Annotated in this window: 15 protein-coding genes; 5 read left to right on the top strand and 10 right to left on the bottom strand. The window is 68.9% G+C overall.

Features of this window, described 5'->3' with window-relative positions:
• Window position 1 precedes the first annotated feature (1 nt).
• Window positions 2-955 carry a LysR family transcriptional regulator gene (locus PGB34_RS17850; protein WP_271429452.1) on the bottom strand — a complete coding sequence of 318 codons (954 nt, stop codon included), beginning with the start codon at window positions 953-955 and terminating at the stop codon, window positions 2-4.
• A 191-nt stretch (window positions 956-1146) separates the two neighbouring features.
• Between PGB34_RS17850 and PGB34_RS17845 the strand changes: the two genes are divergently transcribed.
• Window positions 1147-1509 carry a DUF4148 domain-containing protein gene (locus PGB34_RS17845; RefSeq protein ID WP_271429451.1) on the top strand — a complete coding sequence of 121 codons (363 nt, stop codon included), beginning with the start codon at window positions 1147-1149 and terminating at the stop codon, window positions 1507-1509.
• 92 nt (window positions 1510-1601) lie between these two features.
• Here PGB34_RS17845 and fur read toward each other — a convergent pair whose 3' ends face one another.
• On the bottom strand, window positions 1602-2021 hold the full coding sequence (fur, locus tag PGB34_RS17840) for a ferric iron uptake transcriptional regulator (protein WP_271429450.1): 420 nt from the start codon (window positions 2019-2021) through the stop codon (window positions 1602-1604).
• 161 nt (window positions 2022-2182) lie between these two features.
• On the opposite strand from fur, the gene PGB34_RS17835 reads away from it, so the two are divergent.
• The 4 genes from PGB34_RS17835 (at window position 2183) to PGB34_RS17820 (ending at window position 4934) form a co-directional block, all read left to right on the top strand.
• Window positions 2183-2734 carry an outer membrane protein assembly factor BamE gene (locus PGB34_RS17835; RefSeq protein WP_271429449.1) on the top strand — a complete coding sequence of 184 codons (552 nt, stop codon included), beginning with the start codon at window positions 2183-2185 and terminating at the stop codon, window positions 2732-2734.
• A 110-nt stretch (window positions 2735-2844) separates the two neighbouring features.
• A complete protein-coding gene (dapB, locus tag PGB34_RS17830) occupies window positions 2845-3672 on the top strand; it encodes a 4-hydroxy-tetrahydrodipicolinate reductase (protein WP_271429448.1) in 828 nt (275 codons plus the stop codon).
• 27 nt (window positions 3673-3699) lie between these two features.
• Window positions 3700-4368: a MotA/TolQ/ExbB proton channel family protein gene (locus PGB34_RS17825; RefSeq protein ID WP_271429447.1), complete on the top strand. Its 669-nt coding sequence runs from the start codon at window positions 3700-3702 to the stop codon at window positions 4366-4368.
• Between the two features lie 92 nt (window positions 4369-4460).
• Entirely contained in the window at window positions 4461-4934 is a 474-nt protein-coding gene (locus PGB34_RS17820; protein ID WP_271429446.1) for an ExbD/TolR family protein, read from the top strand.
• Here the strand turns inward: PGB34_RS17820 and PGB34_RS17815 are convergent, their stop codons facing one another.
• From PGB34_RS17815 to PGB34_RS17780, 8 genes are all read right to left on the bottom strand, one after another.
• Window positions 4935-7394: a glycogen/starch/alpha-glucan phosphorylase gene (locus PGB34_RS17815; protein ID WP_271429445.1), complete on the bottom strand. Its 2460-nt coding sequence runs from the start codon at window positions 7392-7394 to the stop codon at window positions 4935-4937.
• Between the two features lie 34 nt (window positions 7395-7428).
• The gene (gene glgA, locus PGB34_RS17810; protein WP_271429444.1) at window positions 7429-8895 is read right to left on the bottom strand and encodes a glycogen synthase GlgA; all 1467 of its coding nucleotides are present in this window, start codon (window positions 8893-8895) and stop codon (window positions 7429-7431) included.
• Entirely contained in the window at window positions 8895-10193 is a 1299-nt protein-coding gene (gene glgC, locus PGB34_RS17805) for a glucose-1-phosphate adenylyltransferase (RefSeq protein WP_271429443.1), read from the bottom strand. The genes glgA and glgC overlap by 1 nt, the downstream gene beginning before the upstream one ends.
• A 52-nt stretch (window positions 10194-10245) precedes the next feature.
• Entirely contained in the window at window positions 10246-12342 is a 2097-nt protein-coding gene (glgX, locus tag PGB34_RS17800) for a glycogen debranching protein GlgX (RefSeq protein ID WP_271429442.1), read from the bottom strand.
• A gap of 524 nt (window positions 12343-12866) precedes the next feature.
• A complete protein-coding gene (locus PGB34_RS17795; protein ID WP_271429441.1) occupies window positions 12867-13625 on the bottom strand; it encodes a GIY-YIG nuclease family protein in 759 nt (252 codons plus the stop codon).
• A 62-nt stretch (window positions 13626-13687) separates the two neighbouring features.
• Complete coding sequence (gene glgB, locus PGB34_RS17790; RefSeq protein WP_271429440.1) at window positions 13688-15865, bottom strand: 1,4-alpha-glucan branching protein GlgB; 2178 nt, start codon at window positions 15863-15865, stop codon at window positions 13688-13690.
• 9 nt (window positions 15866-15874) lie between these two features.
• Window positions 15875-17542 carry an alpha-amylase family glycosyl hydrolase gene (locus PGB34_RS17785; protein WP_271429439.1) on the bottom strand — a complete coding sequence of 556 codons (1668 nt, stop codon included), beginning with the start codon at window positions 17540-17542 and terminating at the stop codon, window positions 15875-15877.
• Between the two features lie 119 nt (window positions 17543-17661).
• The coding region (locus PGB34_RS17780; RefSeq protein WP_271429438.1) for a tripartite tricarboxylate transporter substrate-binding protein at window positions 17662-18192 on the bottom strand (531 nt) is incomplete at its 5' end.

Raw genomic sequence — 18192 nt, 5'->3', positions numbered from 1 at the left:
GTCAGCCGCCCGCGACGGGCGCCGCCCCGGCCTGCGGCTGGTGCGGCGGCAACGGCTGGCCCGCGAAGCGGCCGCGGCGCTTGGCGCGGTCCTGCAGGTAGTCCAGCAGCGCGCGCAGGGCGGCGCTGTTGTGGCGTCGCTGCAGATAGGCGGCCGAGACCCACATGTCCTGCCGCGCGTACTTCTGCAGCACCGGCACCAGCTCGCCATGGTCGATCTGCGGCTGCACGGCCAGGGCCGGCACGTAGATCAGGCCGAATCCATGCCGGGCCACCTCCACCAGCGGCGCGCCTTCGGTGGCCTCCATGCGGCTCTTGACGCGCACATCGATGGGCTTGCCCTTGTCCTCGAAGCGCCAGACCGGGTGCGCGCCCTCGCGGATCAAGGTCAGCGCGTCGTGCTGCGGCAGCTGTGTGGGGTGCGTGGGCTTGCCGTGCTTCTTCCAGTAGATGGGCGAGGCGCACACCACCATGGGCACCTGCAGCAGCTTGCGCACGATGAGGTTGTCGTTCTCGATGGGGCCGAAGCGCAGTTCCACGTCGATGCCGTCCTCGGCCAGGTCCACGCTGTTGGCCAGGCTCAGGCTGACGATCACTTCGGGGTAGAAGCCCATGAACTCCGCCAGCAGGGTGGGCAGCTCGCCGCTGGCCATCGCGTGCGGCGCGGCGATGCGCAGGCGCCCGCGCGGCTCGTTGGCCCGCTCGGCCAGTTCGGCCTGCGTCAGCTCCACCATCTCCAGCATCGGGGCGCTGCGCTCCAGCAGCAGCTCGCCCGCATCGGTCAGGCTCACCGAGCGCGTGGACCGGTTGAGCAGGCGCACGCCGAAGCGGGCTTCAAGCTCGGCCACGTACTTGCTGGCCGTGGCCTTGGAAATACCCAGCCGCGTGGCGGCGCGGGAGAAGTTGCCCTGGAAGGCCACTTCGCGAAAGGCGCGTATCAGGTCAAGGCTGTCCATGAGGCTCGCAGGTCAGTGCAGCGATTGTTTCGATTTTGGGAACACGGTGATTCGAAAGCTGCGGGTTTGTACCGAGTATCGGCGCCCACAATTCGTTCCACGGGCCAGCGATGACGCAGACCCGAAAACGAACAAGAAAAAGCCATCCTGTTCTCCGATCGCAGTCGTTGACCTCAACCAGGAGTTTAAAAATGAAGACCTCGAAGATCCTCGCCGTTGCCGCTCTGTCCCTGGCCGCCGCGGTCGGCGCCCAAGCCGAAACCTACCAGGGCGTGACCGACACCGTCTCGGCCCGCAGCCGTGCTGAAGTCCAGGCCGAAGCCGTGAAGGCCGCCCAGGCGCCGAACCAGAACGTGTCGTCCTCGTCGGTGGTGCTGAGCGCCCCCGCCGCCCCGCGCGACCGCGCCCTGGTGCAGGCTGAAGCCGTGCGCACCGCCCACGCCCCCGACCAGAACGTGAGCTCGGGCTCGCGTGTGGACAGCAAGGTGATCTCCACCCTGCAGAACCCGGTTGACGTGCGTGCCGCCGGCACCGGCACCGCCAACAAGTTCTGATCCTGCTGCGGCCTGGCGCCGCCACAAAAAAACCCGGCATGCGCAGGCATGGCCGGGTTTTTTCATGGGCAGGGCCGTGAGGGCCCTGACGCTCAGCGCTTTTGCTGGCAATCGCCGCACAGGCCGTACAGCGACATGGCGTGGTCCTGCAGCGTCCAGCCCTTGTCCTTGGCGATCATCTGCTGGCGCCGCTCGATCTCGGCGTCGTAGAACTCCTCGACCTTCCCGCAGGAGGTGCACACCAGGTGGTCGTGGTGCTGGCCTTCGTTGAGCTCGTAGACGGCCTTGCCGCTCTCGAAGTGGCTGCGCTCGAGGATGCCGGCCTGCTCGAACTGCGTCAGCACGCGGTAGACCGTGGCCAGGCCGATGTCCGAATGCTCGTTGAGCAGCACGCGGAACACGTCTTCGGCCGTCATGTGGCGCTGATCGCCGCTCTGGAAGATCTCCAGGATCTTCAGGCGCGGCAGGGTGGCCTTGAGGCCGGTACTCTTGAGGTTGTCGATGTTGCTCATGGGCGCTGTGCTCCGGCTGACATGCGGGTGTTCCAGGCGGCTCGGGGCAAGCCGACCCTGCTTTCAGGCCGGCCCCTGGAAGGGGTTTGGGTGGCGGTCCGACAGGGCCGCGCAGGGCCAGTCGCTACAATCGTCCGATCATATCGCCTGGTCTTTTCCCCATGCTTGCTTCCTCCCGACGCCGGCTGGCACTGTCGGCCGCAGCCTTGTTGATGGGCGTGGTCGCGGCTGGCTGCAGCAACACCAACGAGCGCATGCGCAGCGCGCTGCATGCCGTCACGCCCTACAAGGTCGAGGTGGTGCAGGGCAACGTCGTCACCAAGGAACAGGTCGACCAGCTGCGCGCCGGCATGTCGCGCCAGCAGGTGCGCGAGCTGCTCGGCACACCGCTGCTGGCCGACATCTTCCATGCCAACCGCTGGGACTACGTGTTCACCATCAAGCGCCAGGGCGTGGAGCCCCAGCAGCGCCGCCTGACGGTGTTCTTCAGCGGCGAGACGCTGGAGCGTTTCGACGGCGACACCATGCCCAGCGAAGAGGAATTCGTCGCCGGCCTGGACGCGCGCCAGTTCTCGGGCAAGGTGCCCGTGCTCGAAGCCACCGAAGACCAGCTCAAGAAACATGAGGGCAAGGCCGATGCCCCGGTGCAGGGCGACGCCAGCCGTTCGCTGGCGCCGCTGCCCCCGAGCTACCCGCCGCTCGAGTCCCGCTGAGTCCCTCTTTCCTGGGGTGAAGGGCGGCGCCGCCCGCAACGCGGGCCGGCCTGATCTTCCATCGGCGGCAGCCTCGTGCGCCGCGTCGTCTTTCTGCCAAGGTGCCTGCGTTGTCCCAGTCCTCGTCCTCCTCCAGTTCACGCCGCATCGCCATCGCCGGAGCCTCCGGCCGCATGGGCCGCATGCTCATCGAGGCCGTGCTGAATTCCGATGACCTGAAGCTGGCCGGTGCGCTGGACGTGCCGGGCAGCCCCGCGCTGGGCACCGACGCCGGCGCCTTCCTGGGCGTGAACACCGGCGTGCAGATCACCGACGATCTGCGCGCAGGCCTGCAGGGCGCCGACGTGCTGATCGACTTCACGCGCCCCGAAGGCACGCTGGCGCACCTGGCCGTGTGCCGCGACCTGGGCGTGCAGGCCGTGATCGGCACCACGGGCTTCAGCGAGGCGCAGAAGGCCGAGGTGGCCGGCTTTGCCGATCGCATCGCCATCGTCATGGCGCCCAACATGAGCGTGGGCGTGAACGTCACGCTCAAGCTGCTGGAGATGGCGGCCAAGGCCCTGTCCACGGGCTACGACATCGAGATCATCGAGGCGCATCACCGCCACAAGGTGGACGCGCCCTCGGGCACCGCGCTCAAGATGGGCGAGGTGATTGCCGATGCGCTGGGCCGCGACCTCAAGGACTGCGCCGTCTACGCCCGCGAAGGCGTGACCGGCGAGCGCGACCCCTCGAGCATCGGCTTCGCCACCATTCGCGGCGGCGACATCGTGGGCGACCACACCGTGCTGTTCGCCGGCACGGGCGAGCGCATCGAGATCTCGCACAAGTCCAGCAACCGCTCGGGCTATGCCCAGGGCAGCGTGCGTGCGGCGCGCTTTCTTGCAGACAAGCGCACGGGCCTGTTCGACATGGCCGACGTGCTGAATCTGCGCTGAGCCTTTTCGCCGACCCGTTCTTTGCACATGTCGGCGCTCGAACTTCTGACCCAGGGCGACGCGGTGGGCCGCGCCGTGGCGGCGCTGCTGCTGGCCATGTCGATTGCCAGCTGGGTCGTGATTCTCTGGAAGGCCTGGCTGCTGCGCAGCGGCGCGCGCGGCGTGCTGCGGGCCGTGGCCGCGTTCTGGCAGGCGCCTGATCTGGGCGCCGCCGCACAGGCCAGTGCGGCCTTCGACCGCGCGGCTTTCGTGCAGCCGCTGGCGCAGGCCGCGGCGCAGCTGCTGCCCGAGCCCGGCCTGGCGCAGCTGGGCGCACGCGCACCGCTCGCGCCGCGGCTCACGCGCGCGCTGCGCGACGCGCTGCATGGCGTGCTGCGCCGGCTGCAGGCGGGCCAGATCGTGCTGGCCACCATCGGTGCCACCGCCCCCTTCGTGGGGCTGCTGGGCACGGTGTGGGGCATTCATCGCGCGCTGGCCAGCATGGCCACCCAGGCCGGGGGCTTCACGCTCGACAAGGTGGCCGGCCCGGTGGGCGAGGCGCTGGTGATGACGGCCTTCGGCCTGGCCGTGGCCATTCCGGCCGTGCTGGCCTACAACGTCTTCGGCCGCGTCATCGGCCGCATCGAAGCCGAGCTCGAGGGCTTCGCGCACGACCTGCTGGCCCACTTCGCGGCGCCGCCGGGCCAAGGGCACTGAGATGAAACAGCCCCCACGCTCCCCCGCTTCGCGAGGTCCGCTGCCCCCCGAGGGGGTGCCTCAGTGCCTTCGGGCGGCCGGGCGCCACTGAGATGGCTTTCGGTCGCAGCGGACTCGGCGGCCAGGCAGGCGGCAGCGGTGGCCGCGCCATGGGCGGCGGCGCGCAGCGACCGCTGTCGGAAATCAACGTCACGCCGCTGGTGGACGTGATGCTCGTGCTGCTGGTGATCTTCATCATCGCCGCGCCGCTGATGGCCAGTGCGCTCAAGCTGGAGCTGCCGCGCAGCAACGCCGCGCAGCCGCTGGATGCGCCGCACTTTCTGAGCCTCGGTGTCGACGCGCAGGGCCAGCTTTTCGTCGATGGCCAGGCCGTGGCCGACGAAGCCGCGCTGGCCGAGCGGCTGCGCGCTGCCGCAGCCAAAGATGCAGACACCGAACTGCAATTGCGCGCCGACCGCAGCGTGCCCTATGGCCGCGTGGTCGATCTGATGGGCCTGGCGCACGAGGCCGGGCTCACGCGCATCGGCTTCGTGGCCGAGGCGCAGGCCAAAGCCCCGGGCTCCTGATCAAAGCATCACTGGTTTGGCGTGCCAGATCTGGTGCGCGTACTCGGCGATGGTGCGGTCCGACGAGAAGCTGCCCATGCCCGCCACGTTGAGGATGGCCTTGCGCGTCCAGGCCTCCGGGTCGCGGTACAGCGCGTCCACGTCGGCCTGCCGCGCCACGTAGCTTTCGTAATCGGCCAGCAGCAGGTAGTGGTCGCCCCAGTTCACCAGTGCGTCGAAGATGGCCTGGTAGCGGCCCGGCTCCCCGGGTGAGAACTGGCCCGACTGGATGGCGTCGAGCACCCGCCTGAGTTCGGCATTGCCTTCGTAGATCGCGCGCGGCTGGTAGCCCTTGGCGCGGATGTCGGCCACCTGCGGCGTGGTGTTGCCGAAGATGAAGATGTTGTCGTCGCCGACGTTTTCCTTCATCTCGACGTTGGCGCCGTCCAGCGTGCCGATGGTCAGCGCGCCATTGAGCGCGAACTTCATGTTGCCCGTGCCCGAGGCCTCGGTGCCGGCCGTGGAGATCTGCTCCGACAGGTCGGCCGCCGGCATGATGATCTCGGCCAGGCTGACCGAGTAGTTGGGCAGGAACACCACCTTGAGCAGCTTGTTGGTGCGCGCGTCGGCATTGACCACCGCCGCCACGTCGTTGATCAGCCGGATCACCTGCTTGGCCATGTGATAGGCCGAGGCCGCCTTGCCCGCGAAGACGACCACGCGCGGCACATGCGCGCCATTGGGTTCGTCCAGGATGCGGTGCCAGCGCGTGACGACGTGCAGCACGTTCAGGAGCTGGCGCTTGTACTCGTGGATGCGCTTGACCTGCACGTCGAACATGGCGTCGGTGTCCAGCACCAGGCCGTTCATGTGCTGCTCCACCCAGTTGGCCAGGCGCAGCTTGTTCTCGCGCTTGGCATGCCGGAAGGCGCGCACGAAGGCCGGTTGCGCGGCCATGGGGCGCAGCGCTTCGAGCTGCGACAGGTCGCGCCGCCAGCCCTTGCCGATGCGCGTGTCCAGCAGCGCAGCCAGCGGCGGATTGGCCTGCGCCAGCCAGCGCCGGGGCGTGACGCCGTTGGTCTTGTTGTTGAAGCGCTGGGGAAAGATCCTGTTGAAGTCCGCGAAGATGGACTGCTTCATCAGCTCCGAGTGCAGGGCCGACACGCCGTTGATCGAATGGCTGGCCAGCACCGCCACGTAGGCCATGCGCACGCGCCGCTCGCCGCTTTCGTCCACCAGCGAGAGCCGGCGCATCAGCTCGTTGTCGTGGCCGGCCCGGTCGGCCACTTCGGTCAGGAAGCGCGCGTTCATGTCGAAGATGATCTGCAGGTGCCGCGGCAGCACGCGGCCCAGCATCTCCACGGGCCAGGTCTCCAGCGCCTCGTGCATCAGCGTGTGGTTGGTGTAGCTGAACACCTTCTGCGTCAGCGCCCAGGCCTGGTCCCAGGCCAGGCCATGCTCGTCCAGCAGCAGGCGCATCAGCTCGGGCACGGCCAGCACGGGATGCGTGTCGTTGAGGTGGATGCTGACCTTCTCGGGCAGCTGGTCGAAGCCCTTGTGGTTGCGCAGGTAGCGGCGCAGCAGGTCCTGCACGCTGGCGCTGCAGAAGAAATATTCCTGGTGCAGCCGCAGCTCCTTGCCCGAGGCCGTGGAGTCGTCGGGGTAGAGCACGCGCGAGACGTTCTCGGAGTGGTTCTTGCTCTCCACCGCCGCGAAGTAGTTGCCCTTGTTGAAGGCCGACAGGTCGATCTCTTCGGTGGCGCGGGCCGACCACAGGCGCAGCGTGTTGGTGGCCTGCGTGCCGTAGCCGGGGATGATGGTGTCGTAGGCCATGGCCAGCACGTCGTGCGTGCCCACCCAGCGGGCCGAGCCGCCCGGCGAATGCCCTTCCACATGGCCGCCGAAGCGCACGCGGTACTGCACCTCGGGCCGCTGGAACTCCCAGGGGTTGCCGCGCGTGAGCCAGTAGTCGGGCGTTTCCACCTGCTGGCCGCCGATGATGCGCTGGCGAAACATGCCGTATTCGTAGCGGATGCCGTAGCCCATGCCCGGCACGCCCAGCGTGGCCATCGAATCGAGGAAGCAGGCCGCCAGCCGGCCCAGGCCGCCATTGCCCAGGGCCGCGTCGGGCTCGCGCTCGGCCAGCGCGCTCATGTCGATGTCGAAGTCGGCCAGCGCGGCCTTCACCGTGTCGTGCAGGTCCAGCGCCAGCAGGGCATTGGTGAAGGTGCGGCCGATCAGGAACTCGGCCGAGAGGTAGTACACGCGCTTGCTGTCCTGCGCGTAGTTGGCGCGCGTGGTGTGCATCCAGCGCTCCACCAACTGGTCGCGCACCGCCAGCGCGGTGGCGTGCAGCCAGTCGTCCTGGCTGGCGGCCACCGGGTCCTTGCCGACGGCGTACATGAGCTTGTTGGCCACGGCGCGCTTGAAGGCGGCAACGTCGCGGTCGGGATGGTCGTATTCGAAGGCGGCGGGTGTCATGGTGGATGCAAGGGCTTGGGGTGGGGCGGACTTCTCAGGCCACCTGCAGGGCCTGGCGGTAGAGCGCGACGTACTGGGCCGCGGCCTGCGCCCAGCCCGCGGGCCGGCGCATGCCGGTGGTGCGCACGCGGCGCCATTCGGTGGGCCGTGCGCGCAGCGCGAAGGCGCGGCGCAATGCACGGCGCAGGTCATCGGCATCGAAGCGGTCGAAGACGAAGCCGTTGGCCGTGCCATCGGCCAGGTTCTCCAGCGCGCTGTCGGTCACGGTGTCGGCCAGGCCGCCCACGCGGTGGACCAGCGGCAGTGCGCCATAGCGCAGGCCGTACATCTGGGTCAGGCCGCAGGGCTCGAAGCGCGAGGGCACCAGCACCACGTCCCCCGCGCCAAAGAGCCGATGCGCCAGCGCTTCGTCGTAGCCGATGCGCACGGCCACGCGCTCGGGCTGTTCGGCCGCGGCGGCGCCGAAGGCTTCTTCAAGCCAGGCATCGCCGCTGCCCAGCAGCGCCAGCTGGCCGCCGCCGGCCAGCAGCGTGTCCAGGGCTTCGAGCACCAGATGCAGGCCCTTCTGTTCGCTGAGCCGGCTCACCACGATGAACAGCGGCGCCTGCGCATCGCTCGCCAGGCCCAGTTCGGCCTGCAGGGCGGCCTTGCAGGCGGCCTTGCCGGCCATGGCCCGGCCTTCGGGCAACTGGTAGGGGTTGGGCAGCAAGGCGTCGGTGGCCGGGCTCCACACGGCCTCGTCCACGGCATTGAGGATGCCGTGCAGCGCGTCGGCGCGCGCGCGCACCAGGCCGTCCAGGCCCTGGCCCTGCGCGGGTGTCTGGATCTCGCGCGCGTAAGTGGGGCTCACGGTGCTGATCCGGTCGGCGTAGAACAGGCCCGCCTTCATGAACGACAGCTGGCCGTGGAACTCCAGCCCCTCGAGCTGGAAGGCCTGGGCCGGCAGGCCCAGCTCGGGGAAGTTCCAGGGCTGGAACAGGCCCTGGTAGGCCAGGTTGTGGACGGTGAACAGGCTTTTGACCTGCGGCGCATGAAAGCGCAGGTAGGCCGGCGCCAGGCCCGCATGCCAGTCGTGCGCATGCACGAGTTCGGGCTGCCACTGCGCATCCAGCCCCTGGGCCAGCCGCATCGCGACCCAGCCCAGCAGGGCGAACCGGCGGTGGTTGTCGCCGTAGGGCTGGCGCTGCGGATCCTCATACGGGTTGCCCGGGCGTTCGTACAGGCCCGGCGCGTCGATCAGGTAGACCGTGATGCGCCGCTGCTGGCCGTCCGGTGCGATGTGTGCCAGCAGCAGCTGGGCCTCCTCGCCCCAGGGTGCCTGCAGCCGGGCCACGGGCGCGGCCTCGCGCACGCCCGCGCGGATGGCCGGAAAGCCCGGCAGCAGCACGCGCACGTCCTCGCCCGCGGCGCTGAGCGCGGGCGGCAGCGCGCCCACGATGTCGGCCAGCCCGCCGGTCTTGAGCAGCGGGAAGATCTCGGCCGCGACCTGCAGGATGCGCATCAGGCCACGCCGCCTTCTCGCGCCAGGCGGGCCAGCATGGCGCGCGTGATCAGCACCACGCCGCCTTCGGTGCGCTCGAAGCGCTTGGCGTCGAGCACGGCGTCCTCGCCCACCACCAGGCCCTCCGGAATCTCGCAGGCCCGGTCGATCACCACCTTCTTCAGCCGCGCGCCGCGGCCGATCACCACGTCGGGCAGGATCACCGCCTCCTGGATGTCGCAGAAGGAGTGCACGCGCACGCCCGAGAACAGCACCGAGCTGCGCACGCCCGAGCCCGAGACGATGCAGCCGCCGGAGGTGATGACGTTCACCGCCTGGCCCGGGTTGCCGTCGCGGTCGGGCACGAACTTGGCCGGCGGCAATTGACGCTGGTAGGTCCATATGGGCCACTCGTTGTCGTAGATGTCCAGCTCCGGCGTGACCGAAGCCAGGTCGAGGTTGGCCGACCAGAATGCATCAATCGTGCCCACGTCGCGCCAGTAGGGCTCGGCGCCGGCCACGCGGCTGACGCACGACAGGCTGAACGGATGCGCCAGCGCGCGGCCTTCGGCGACGGCGCGCGGGATGATGTCCTTGCCGAAGTCGTGGCTGGAGCCCGGCTGGTCGGCGTCCTCCTCCAGCAGGCGGTACAGGTAGTCGGCGTCGAAGATGTAGATGCCCATGCTGGCCAGCGCCTGGTCGGGCCTGCCGGGCATGGCCGGCGGGTCGGCCGGCTTTTCGATGAAGGCGGTCACCCGGCGGTCCGCGCTGACGGCCATCACGCCGAAGGCCGTCGCCTCCATGCGCGGCACCTCGATGCAGCCCACGGTGCAGCCGCCGCCCTTGCCCGCATGGTGGGCCACGTGGTCGCGCAGCATCAGCGAGTAGTCCATCTTGTAGATGTGGTCGCCGGCCAGCACCACCACGTAGTCGGCCCGGTGCGAGCGCGAATGGATGATGTCCATGTTCTGGAACACGGCGTCGGCCGTGCCGCGGTACCAGTGCTCCTCGCTCACGCGCTGCTGGGCCGGCAGCGCCTCGACCATCTCGCCCATCTCGGCGCGAAGGAAGTTCCAGCCGCTTTGCAGATGCCGCATCAGCGAGTGCGACTTGTACTGCGTGACCACCGCGATGCGCCGGATGCCGGAGTTGATGCAGTTGGACAGCGCGAAGTCGATGATGCGGAACTTGCCGCCGAAGTACACGGCGGGCTTGGCGCGCCGGTCGGTCAGCTGCTTCAGGCGCGAGCCGCGTCCGCCGGCCAGCACCAGCGCAATGCTTCGCCTGACCAGCTGGTGTGTTTCTAGGGTCTGTTCCATGAGAGCCTCCTTAAGTTCTTGTTTCGCCTGCCGGCACCTTTGTTTCCCAGTGTCATGCCGCCGCGGTCCGGCTCGATGACAGCAGCCACAGGCTGGACGCGGGCACTTGCAGATCGGTTGCACGGGGCGCCGGGGCCTGCTGCATGGCGTCGCCGTCCATGGCGTCGCTGGCCAGATGCAAATCCCATGCCCCGGGCGGCAGGACGAAGCGGCAGGCCGTGGCGCCGGCGTTGATCAGCAGCAGCCAGCGCTGTGCGGCCGTGCGGGCGCTGGCGGGTTCGAACAGCACCGCCATCGCGCCCTGCAGCGGGTCTTCCCAGTCGGCGGGCGTGAGCGGGCCGCCCCCGGGCTGCAGCCAGTGCACGGCGTCTTCGCCGGGCGCGGCCGTCGCGGACCACCAGCGGCTGTGGCGCAGGGGTGCGGCGGCCCGCCGCAGCGCGGCCAGCCGGCCCACATAGGCGGCCAGTGATTCATCGGCCCGCGCCCAGTCGAGCCAGGTGGTGGCGTTGTCCTGGCAGTAGGCGTTGTTGTTGCCGCCCTGGCTGTGGCCCAGCTCGTCGCCGGCCAGCAGCATGGGCGTGCCCTGCGACAGCATCAGCGCGGCCAGCAGCGCGCGCGCCTTGGTGCGTCGGCGCGCCTGCACGGCCGGGTCGTCGGTGGGGCCTTCGACGCCCTGGTTGGCGCTCAGGTTGTGGCTGTGGCCGTCGCGGCCCTGTTCGCCGTTGGCCTCGTTGTGCCGACGGTCGTGGCTCAGCAGGTCGGCCAAGGTGAAGCCGTCATGGGCGCAGATGAAGTTGACGCTGGCCGTGGGCGCGCGCGCGTCGTGGCGGAACTCGGCGCTGCTGGCCAGCAGCCGGTGGGCCAGGGCGCCGCGCGTCGTGCCTTCGGCGCTGCCTGCATGCAGCCAGAAGGCACGCTGCGTGTCGCGGAAGCGGTCGTTCCATTCGAGCCAGCCCGGCGCAAAGGCGCCCAGCTGGTAGCCGCCCGGGCCGATGTCCCATGGCTCGGCGATCAGCAGGGCCTGCGAGAGCACCGGGTCTTGGGCGCAGGCCGCGAAGAAGGGCGCGCGCGCATCGAAGCCGCCGCCCGCGCCGCGCCCGAGCACGGGCGCGAGGTCGAAGCGAAAGCCGTCCACGCCCAGCTCCGTGACCCAGGCGCGCAGGCTGTCCATGGCCAGTTGCACCACGCGCGGCTGCGAGAAATCGAGGCAGTTGCCGCAGCCGCTCCAGTTCTCGTAGAGCGAGGCATCGTCGGCGCGCAGGCGGTAGTACAGCGCGCTGTCGATCCCGCGCAGCGACAGCGTGGGGCCCAGCTCGTCGGTCTCCGCGCTGTGGTTGAAGACCACGTCGATCACCAGCTCCATGCCGCGCGCATGCAGTGCATCGGCCAGCGCGCGGAACTCGCTGCGCGGCGAGCTGCCGGGGCGCCCGCTCCAGTACCGCGCCTCGGGCGCCATCCAGCCGATGGGGCTGTAGCCCCAGTGATTGGCCAGGCCCAGCTTCTGCAGCCGGTCCTCGTCGGCGCGGTGCTGCACGGGCATCAGGCTCAGCGTGGTCACGCCCAGGCGCTGCAGGTGATCGAGCACGGCCGGCTGCGCCAGCCCCGCGTAGCTGCCGCGCAGCGCCTCGGGCACGTCCGGGTGCAGCCGCGTCTGGCTGCGCACGTGGGCTTCGTACAGCACGCGATCGGCGGCCGCCACGCGCGGGCGGGGCACGCCGGCATCCGGCAGCGGCCCGCACACGCGCGCCTTGAGCGCCAGCGCGCCGTTGTCGCGCGCATCGCGCAACTGCGGCTGGCCGGGCACGTGGCCCATGAAGATGTCCTGGCCGCCGTACACGCCCACCACCTCGCGCGCATGCGGGTCCAGCAGCAGCTTGGCCGCATTGAAGCGCAGCCCTTCGTGCGGCGACCAGGGCCCGTGCACGCGCCAGCCATAGACCAGCCCTTCGCGCGCCGAGGGCAGCAAGCCGTGCCACACGCCGTCGGTGCAGTGACCCAGGCGCAGCCGCTGCTGCTCGCTGCGGCCGGTGGCATCGAAGAGGCACAGCTCCACCGCCTCGGCCGTCGGCGCGGCCAGCGCGAAGTTGACGCCGCCGCCGTCGGGCAGCAGCGTGGCGCCCAGGGGGTAGGGGTGGCCCTCGTTCAGCATCGGCACTCCGCGCCTGAGGCTTTCAATCGGGTTCTTTGAGGATGCCGCATGCGACGCGGTCCCTCAGCGCGTGGAACAGATGCGGCATCGTGTAAGGCAGCAGAGCACACAGCGCCAGGATGAAAGCGCGTACTTCGGCCTGCCGGGGTTTGGCTACTGCACTTTGGACCGGGGCGCGCAACTCGGGGGGAGTTCAACATGAGCACGGGGGGATTCATTCAATCCCCCCGTGCTGCTTGGCAGCCATATTTCCCTGCTGTGGTCTGGGTGCTGGCGATCTCATCCAGTGCGGAGGGACCTCACCGTTGCCAGGTCGGTGCTGCGCATCGGCCAGCAAGCAATAGGTGCGGTTGTGTGCGCGTTGCCGGTGCAACAGACCGCCGTCACGCAATGGGCGCCGTGCCGCGCTGGTCATGCCACACGCTCTTTCCGCTGTGGTTGTCGTGTCAAGCGGACAAGGAACGCCTTCACGCAGTGGGAGCGTCGCAATCTTGTTCCGGGCCTCACGCACCAGCCCATCATTTTCAAGAACCATCTTTCCACTCAACATGCCAACGTGGACGTACTGGCTGCAGATTGTTGAATACCAGCCCTGGTACATAGGGTGCGCTCGACATGAACCAATCGATCATTTGCTTTGCTGAGGCGTAAGGCGCGCGGGTGCGAAACAGTGCCGTCCAAATCGTATCGGTGCCGATCTCCTTCGGCTGCCTATCAGCTTGTTTCATATGCACCAAGCGGTCTCGCAACCTAACAAGCTCAACAAAATGCTCCCAAGCGGTGGTGCCCTTCGGGCTCTTCACCCTGAAAACGGAGGGAAGGATCGTGCTGAACTTTTCTTGCAAAGTCAGCATTCGCTCCATGGCTTCCTTGTTCAGGACTTTTGGTACGTCCTCTTGCTTCCGGCGATGCTTGTACGTCAGCCACGGAGCTATCCATTCGTTAGCAAAGCACTCCAGTGACGTATGTGCAGAGATGACGCTCACGGTCATCAGTTCCGCGAAGTTAATTGCCTCAGCGTTTGTCTCGAATGTTACGAAGCCCCGCGGGGCGAAACGCAGTGATTCGCGTTGGAGCAGACCTTGTGCATCCTGAAATGTTTTTCTGGATGTATTGAGCATCATCGCTGTCGCATTCGGAATTGGAAACGCCAGAGTCCGTTGTTTGTCCAATCGAATGGGATCGACGACGACCGCGCTTTGGCTGTTGTCGCCCGAAGCGTTCTCAGCAATCTTTTCCACGCTGACGACTCCGTGGAGGCGCCAATCGTTGTCATCCATCATGGTCTGTCCTTAAGACGAAGTCTTCGCCACCGGCGCCTTCGCTTCGCTGAGCAGCATCGTGCTCAGGCCCGCACCCACATCACCGTGGCCAGCGGCGGCACGGTGATCACGGCCGACTGCATCTGCCCGTGCCAGGGCTCGGGCTCGGTGTTGGCCAGGCCGTTGCCCACGCCCGAGCCGCCGTAGACGGCCTGGTCGGTGTTGATGATCTCGCGCCAGGCGCCGGCTGCGGGCAGGCCCAGGCGATAGCCGTGGCGCGCCACGGGCGTGAAGTTGCACACCGCGACCACGCAGGCGCCGTCTTTGGCCCAGCGCACGAAGGCGAAGACCGACTGCTGCACGTCGTCATGCACCAGCCACTGGAAGCCGGCCTGCTCGCAGTCCTGCTCGTACAGCGCGGGAAAGTGGCGGTAGACGTTGTTGAGGTCGCGCACCAGCCGGCGCAGCCCTTCGTGCGGGGCATGTTCCAGCAGGTGCCAGTCCAGCCCGCGGTCGTGGTTCCATTCGGCGCGCTGGCCGAACTCGCTGCCCATGAACAGCAGCTTCTTGCCCGGGTAGGCCCACTGGTAGGCGTAGAGGTTGCGCAGGCCGGCGAACTTCTGCCATTCGTCGCCGGGCATCTTGCCCAGCATGGAGCCCTTGCCGTGCACCACTTCGTCGTGCGAGAAGGGCAGCACGAAGTTCTCGGAATGCGCATACATCAGGCCGAAGGTGATGGCGCGGTGATGGTGCTGGCGGTAGAGCGGATCGAGCCGCGCGTATTCCAGCGTGTCGTTCATCCAGCCCATGTTCCATTTGTAGTGGAAGCCCAGGCCACCGCCGCCGTGCTCGCCGGGCGGCTGCGTCACGGCCGGGAAGCTGGTCGATTCCTCAGCGATGGTGATGGCGCCGGGCCGCTCGGTGCCCACCGTGCGGTTCATGCGCCGCAGGAAGTCGATGGCTTCGAGGTTCTCGCGCCCGCCCTGCGCGTTGGGCACCCACTGGCCCGGCGCGCGGCTGTAGTCGCGGTAGAGCATCGAGGCCACCGCGTCCACGCGCAGCCCGTCGATGCCGTAGCGCTCCAGCCAGTACAGCGCGTTGCCCACCAGGTAGTTGCGCACTTCGGTGCGCGACCAGTTGAAGATCAGCGTGTTCCAGTCGTTGTGAAAGCCCTCGCGCGGGTCGGCGTACTCGTACAGCGCCGTGCCGTCGAAGCGCGCCAGCCCATGCGCATCGGTGGGAAAGTGCGCGGGCACCCAGTCCAGGATCACGCCCAGGCCCGCCGCGTGCGCGGCCTGCACGAAGTGGCGAAAGTCCTGCGGCGTGCCAAAGCGCGAGGTGGGCGCATACAGGCCGACGGGCTGGTAGCCCCAGGAGCCATCGAAGGGGTGCTCGGTGACGGGCAGCAGTTCCAGGTGCGTGAAGCCCATCTCCTTGGCATAGGGCACCAGCGTGTCGGCCAGCTCGCGGTAGCTCAGCCATTCAAAGCCGTTCTTGCGCCGCCACGAGCCCAGGTGGACTTCGTAGATGCTGATCGGCGCCTCGCGCGCATTGGCTGCGGCGCGTTCGCGCGGCAGCGCCACGGGCTCGGGCAGCGGCTGCACCACGCAGGCGGTGGCGGGGCGCAGGTGGGTGCTGCGGGCATAGGGGTCGGCCTTGCGCAGCACCTTGGCGTCGCTGGCCAGCACTTCGAATTCGTAGGCGTCGCCCACGCCCACATGGGGCACGAACATCTCCCACACGCCGCACTCGCGGCGCAGCCGCATCATGTGGCGGCGCCCGTCCCAGTTGTTGAAGGTGCCCACCACCGACACGCGCCGCGCGTTGGGCGCCCACACGGCAAAGCGCGTGCCGCGCACGCCCAGCACCTGGGTGGGGTGGGCGCCCAGTTGTTCCCAGGGGCGCAGGTGGGTGCCTTCGGCCAGCAGCCAGACGTCGGTGTCGCCCAGCATGGGTCCAAAGCGGTAGGGGTCTTCCAGCAGCTGGGTGTGGCTGTCCCAGTGCACGTGCAGCCGGTAGCCCAGGCGCGCGGGCGCGGCCGGCACCAGCGCCGTGAACAGGGCCGAATCGCCCTGGCGCTGCAGCATGGCCAGCGGATCGCCCGAGCCCGCATGCACCACGCCCACGGCCTGCGCGCCGGGCAGCAGGGCCCGCACGCACAGGCCTTCATTCGTCTCATGCGGGCCCAGCACGCCAAAGGGATCGGGATGTTCGGCCCGCATCAGCGCGAGCAGCTCGGATTCGGGCAGGCGGGTGGGCATGGGGGGACCTTACTCCTTGTGTTCAGCCGTGCCAAAGAACACGCCCCAGGGCGCCAGTTGCAGCAGCTGTCCCTGCGGTTGCGCAACAACAGCAAGGCTGGCGCCGGTGCATGGGTTGGCAGGCGCCGCCTGCAGCGCCCGGGGCAGCAGGCAGGTCTGGGGCTGGTCCGACAGGTTGAAGACCGCGTGCAACTGCGAGCCTTGGCCCTGTTCGTCTTCGCGCACGAGGTGCAGCAGCGGCTCGGGCGCATCGACGAAGCGCAGCGCGCCGGTGCGCAGCAGCGGCTGGCTGCGGCGCCAGTGGATCAGCGCGCGGCTGTAGGCCAGCATCGATTGCGCATCGGCCGACTGCGCATCCACGGCCAGCGGCAGGTGCTGCGCGAACATGGGCAGCCAGGGCGGCGCGCTGGCGCCGGTGGAAAAGCCGCCGTGCAGCCCGTCGGTCTGCCAGGGCATGGGCGTGCGGCAGCCGTCGCGGCCCTTGAACTCGGGCCAGAAGGCGCGGCCGTACGGGTCCTGCAGCAATTCGAAGGGCACGTCGGCCTCGGGCAGGCCCAGCTCCTCGCCCTGGTACAGGCAGGCGCTGCCGCGCAGGCTCAGCAACAGGGCCAGCCAGAGCCGGTCGCGCGCGGCGTCGCTGGCGCCGCCCTGGCTCCAGCGCGAGGCCACGCGCGGCACGTCGTGGTTCGACACCGCCCAGCAGCCCCAGCCGCCGGTGGCGGCCAGCGCCTCCTCGAGCGCCTGCACCTGCCCGCGCAGGTGGCGCGCGCTGCGCTCGCTGGTCAGCAGCGAAAAGCTGTAGGCCATGTGCAGGCGCCGGCCGGCCTCGGTGTACTGGGCCATCACGGGCGGCGCGTTCTCGTCGCCCACCTCGCCCAGCGCCGCGGCGCCGAATTCGTCGAGCAGGCCGCGCAGGCGTTCCAGAAAAGCCAGGTTCTCGCTCTGGCTCTTGTCGAACAGGTGGCGCTGCATGGCGTAGGGGTTGTCCGGGCGCACCGTGCTCACGCCGTCGATCTCCGCCAGCGCTGCGGGCGGGTTGTCGCGCAGCTGCCGGTCGTGGAACTGGTGGTTGCAGGCGTCGAAGCGAAAGCCGTCCACGCCGCGCTCGCACCAGAAGCGCACCTCGCCCAGCAGGGCGTCCTGCACGGCGGGGCAATGGAAGTTCAGGTCGGGCTGCTCGGTCAGGAAGCTGTGCAGGTAGTACTGGCGCCGGCGCGAGTCCCACTGCCAGGCGCTGCCGCCGAAGACCGAGAGCCAGTTGTTGGGCGGTGTGCCGTCGGGCCGCGGGTCGGCCCACACGTACCAGTCGGCCCTGGGGTTGTCGCGGCTGGCGCGGCTCTCGCGGAACCAGGCATGCTGGTCGGAGGTGTGCGAGAGCACCTGGTCGATGATGATCTTCAGGCCCAGCGCGTGCGCCCGTGCCAGCAGGGCGTCGAAGTCGGCCAGCGTGCCGAAGATCGGGTCCACGTCGCGGTAGTCGGCCACGTCGTAGCCGAAGTCCTTCATCGGCGAGCGGAAGAAGGGCGAGATCCAGACCGCTTCCACCCCCAGGGCCGCCACATGGTCCAGCCGGGCCGTGATGCCCGGCAGGTCGCCAATGCCGTCCCCGTTGCTGTCCATGAAGCTGCGCGGGTAGATCTGGTAGATCACCGCGCCGCGCCACCAGTCCTTGCTCATCGCCGCGCCTTTGCGAGTTCCGATTCATTGTGGCATGCAGGCTCCATGCCATCGCGCGGCGGACCCTGCCCGCCGCGGCGCAGGGCCGTGGCGGCGGGGCCTTCGATGGGGCGCTTCTTTCAGTCCGCGTAGGCGCCCGCGGCCTTGATGACGGGGCCGAACCGGGCGACTTCGGCCTGCACGAACTTCTTGTGCTCGGCCGGCTCCACGCGCTTGTCGTTGACCACCACCGCGCCCAGGCCCTCCTGCTTCCTGATGAAGTCCGCGTCCTTGAGCGCCACCTTCAACGCATCGTTGAGCTTCTTGAGCACCGGCGCGGGCGTGCCCTTGGGCGCGTACAGCCCGTGCCAGATCGTCACCTGGAAGTTCTTCAGCCCCGACTCATCGAGCGTGGGGATGTCCTTGAGGGCCGGCGTGCTCAGGCGCTTGGGCGTGGTCACGGCATAGGCCTTGACCTTCTTGGCCTCGATCTGGCTGGTGGTGTTGGTGGTCTGGTCGCACAGCAGGTCCACCTGGCCGCCCAGCAGGTCAGCGATGGCCGGTGCGGTGCCCTTGTAGGGCACGGTGGTCATCTCGGCCTTGATCTCGCTCTGGAAGATCAGCCCGCACAGGTGCGAGGCCGAGCCGATGCCGGCGTTGGCCAGGTTGAC

This window comes from Xenophilus arseniciresistens (genome assembly GCF_028023875.1).
GTDB lineage: Bacteria > Pseudomonadota > Gammaproteobacteria > Burkholderiales > Burkholderiaceae_C > Xenophilus > Xenophilus arseniciresistens.
Note: the sequence above shows the minus strand (reverse complement) of the source record. Positions and strands in the feature narration are given on the sequence as shown.

Bases quoted from the DNA above. Each gene is read 5' to 3' on its own strand.
- PGB34_RS17850 (WP_271429452.1), bottom strand. From the start codon at position 955: ATGGACAGCCTTGACCTGATACGCGCCTTTCGCGAAGTGGCCTTCCAG.
- glgB (WP_271429440.1), bottom strand. From the start codon at position 15,865: ATGCCCACCCGCCTGCCCGAATCCGAGCTGCTCGCGCTGATGCGGGCC.
- glgA (WP_271429444.1), bottom strand. From the start codon at position 8,895: ATGCGCATCCTGCAGGTCGCGGCCGAGATCTTCCCGCTGCTCAAGACC.
- PGB34_RS17795 (WP_271429441.1), bottom strand. From the start codon at position 13,625: ATGATGGATGACAACGATTGGCGCCTCCACGGAGTCGTCAGCGTGGAA.
- glgC (WP_271429443.1), bottom strand. From the start codon at position 10,193: ATGGAACAGACCCTAGAAACACACCAGCTGGTCAGGCGAAGCATTGCG.
- PGB34_RS17820 (WP_271429446.1), top strand. From the start codon at position 4,461: ATGGCTTTCGGTCGCAGCGGACTCGGCGGCCAGGCAGGCGGCAGCGGT.
- PGB34_RS17785 (WP_271429439.1), bottom strand. From the start codon at position 17,542: ATGAGCAAGGACTGGTGGCGCGGCGCGGTGATCTACCAGATCTACCCG.
- PGB34_RS17815 (WP_271429445.1), bottom strand. From the start codon at position 7,394: ATGACACCCGCCGCCTTCGAATACGACCATCCCGACCGCGACGTTGCC.
- fur (WP_271429450.1), bottom strand. From the start codon at position 2,021: ATGAGCAACATCGACAACCTCAAGAGTACCGGCCTCAAGGCCACCCTG.
- PGB34_RS17825 (WP_271429447.1), top strand. From the start codon at position 3,700: ATGTCGGCGCTCGAACTTCTGACCCAGGGCGACGCGGTGGGCCGCGCC.
- glgX (WP_271429442.1), bottom strand. From the start codon at position 12,342: ATGCTGAACGAGGGCCACCCCTACCCCCTGGGCGCCACGCTGCTGCCC.
- PGB34_RS17845 (WP_271429451.1), top strand. From the start codon at position 1,147: ATGAAGACCTCGAAGATCCTCGCCGTTGCCGCTCTGTCCCTGGCCGCC.
- PGB34_RS17835 (WP_271429449.1), top strand. From the start codon at position 2,183: ATGCTTGCTTCCTCCCGACGCCGGCTGGCACTGTCGGCCGCAGCCTTG.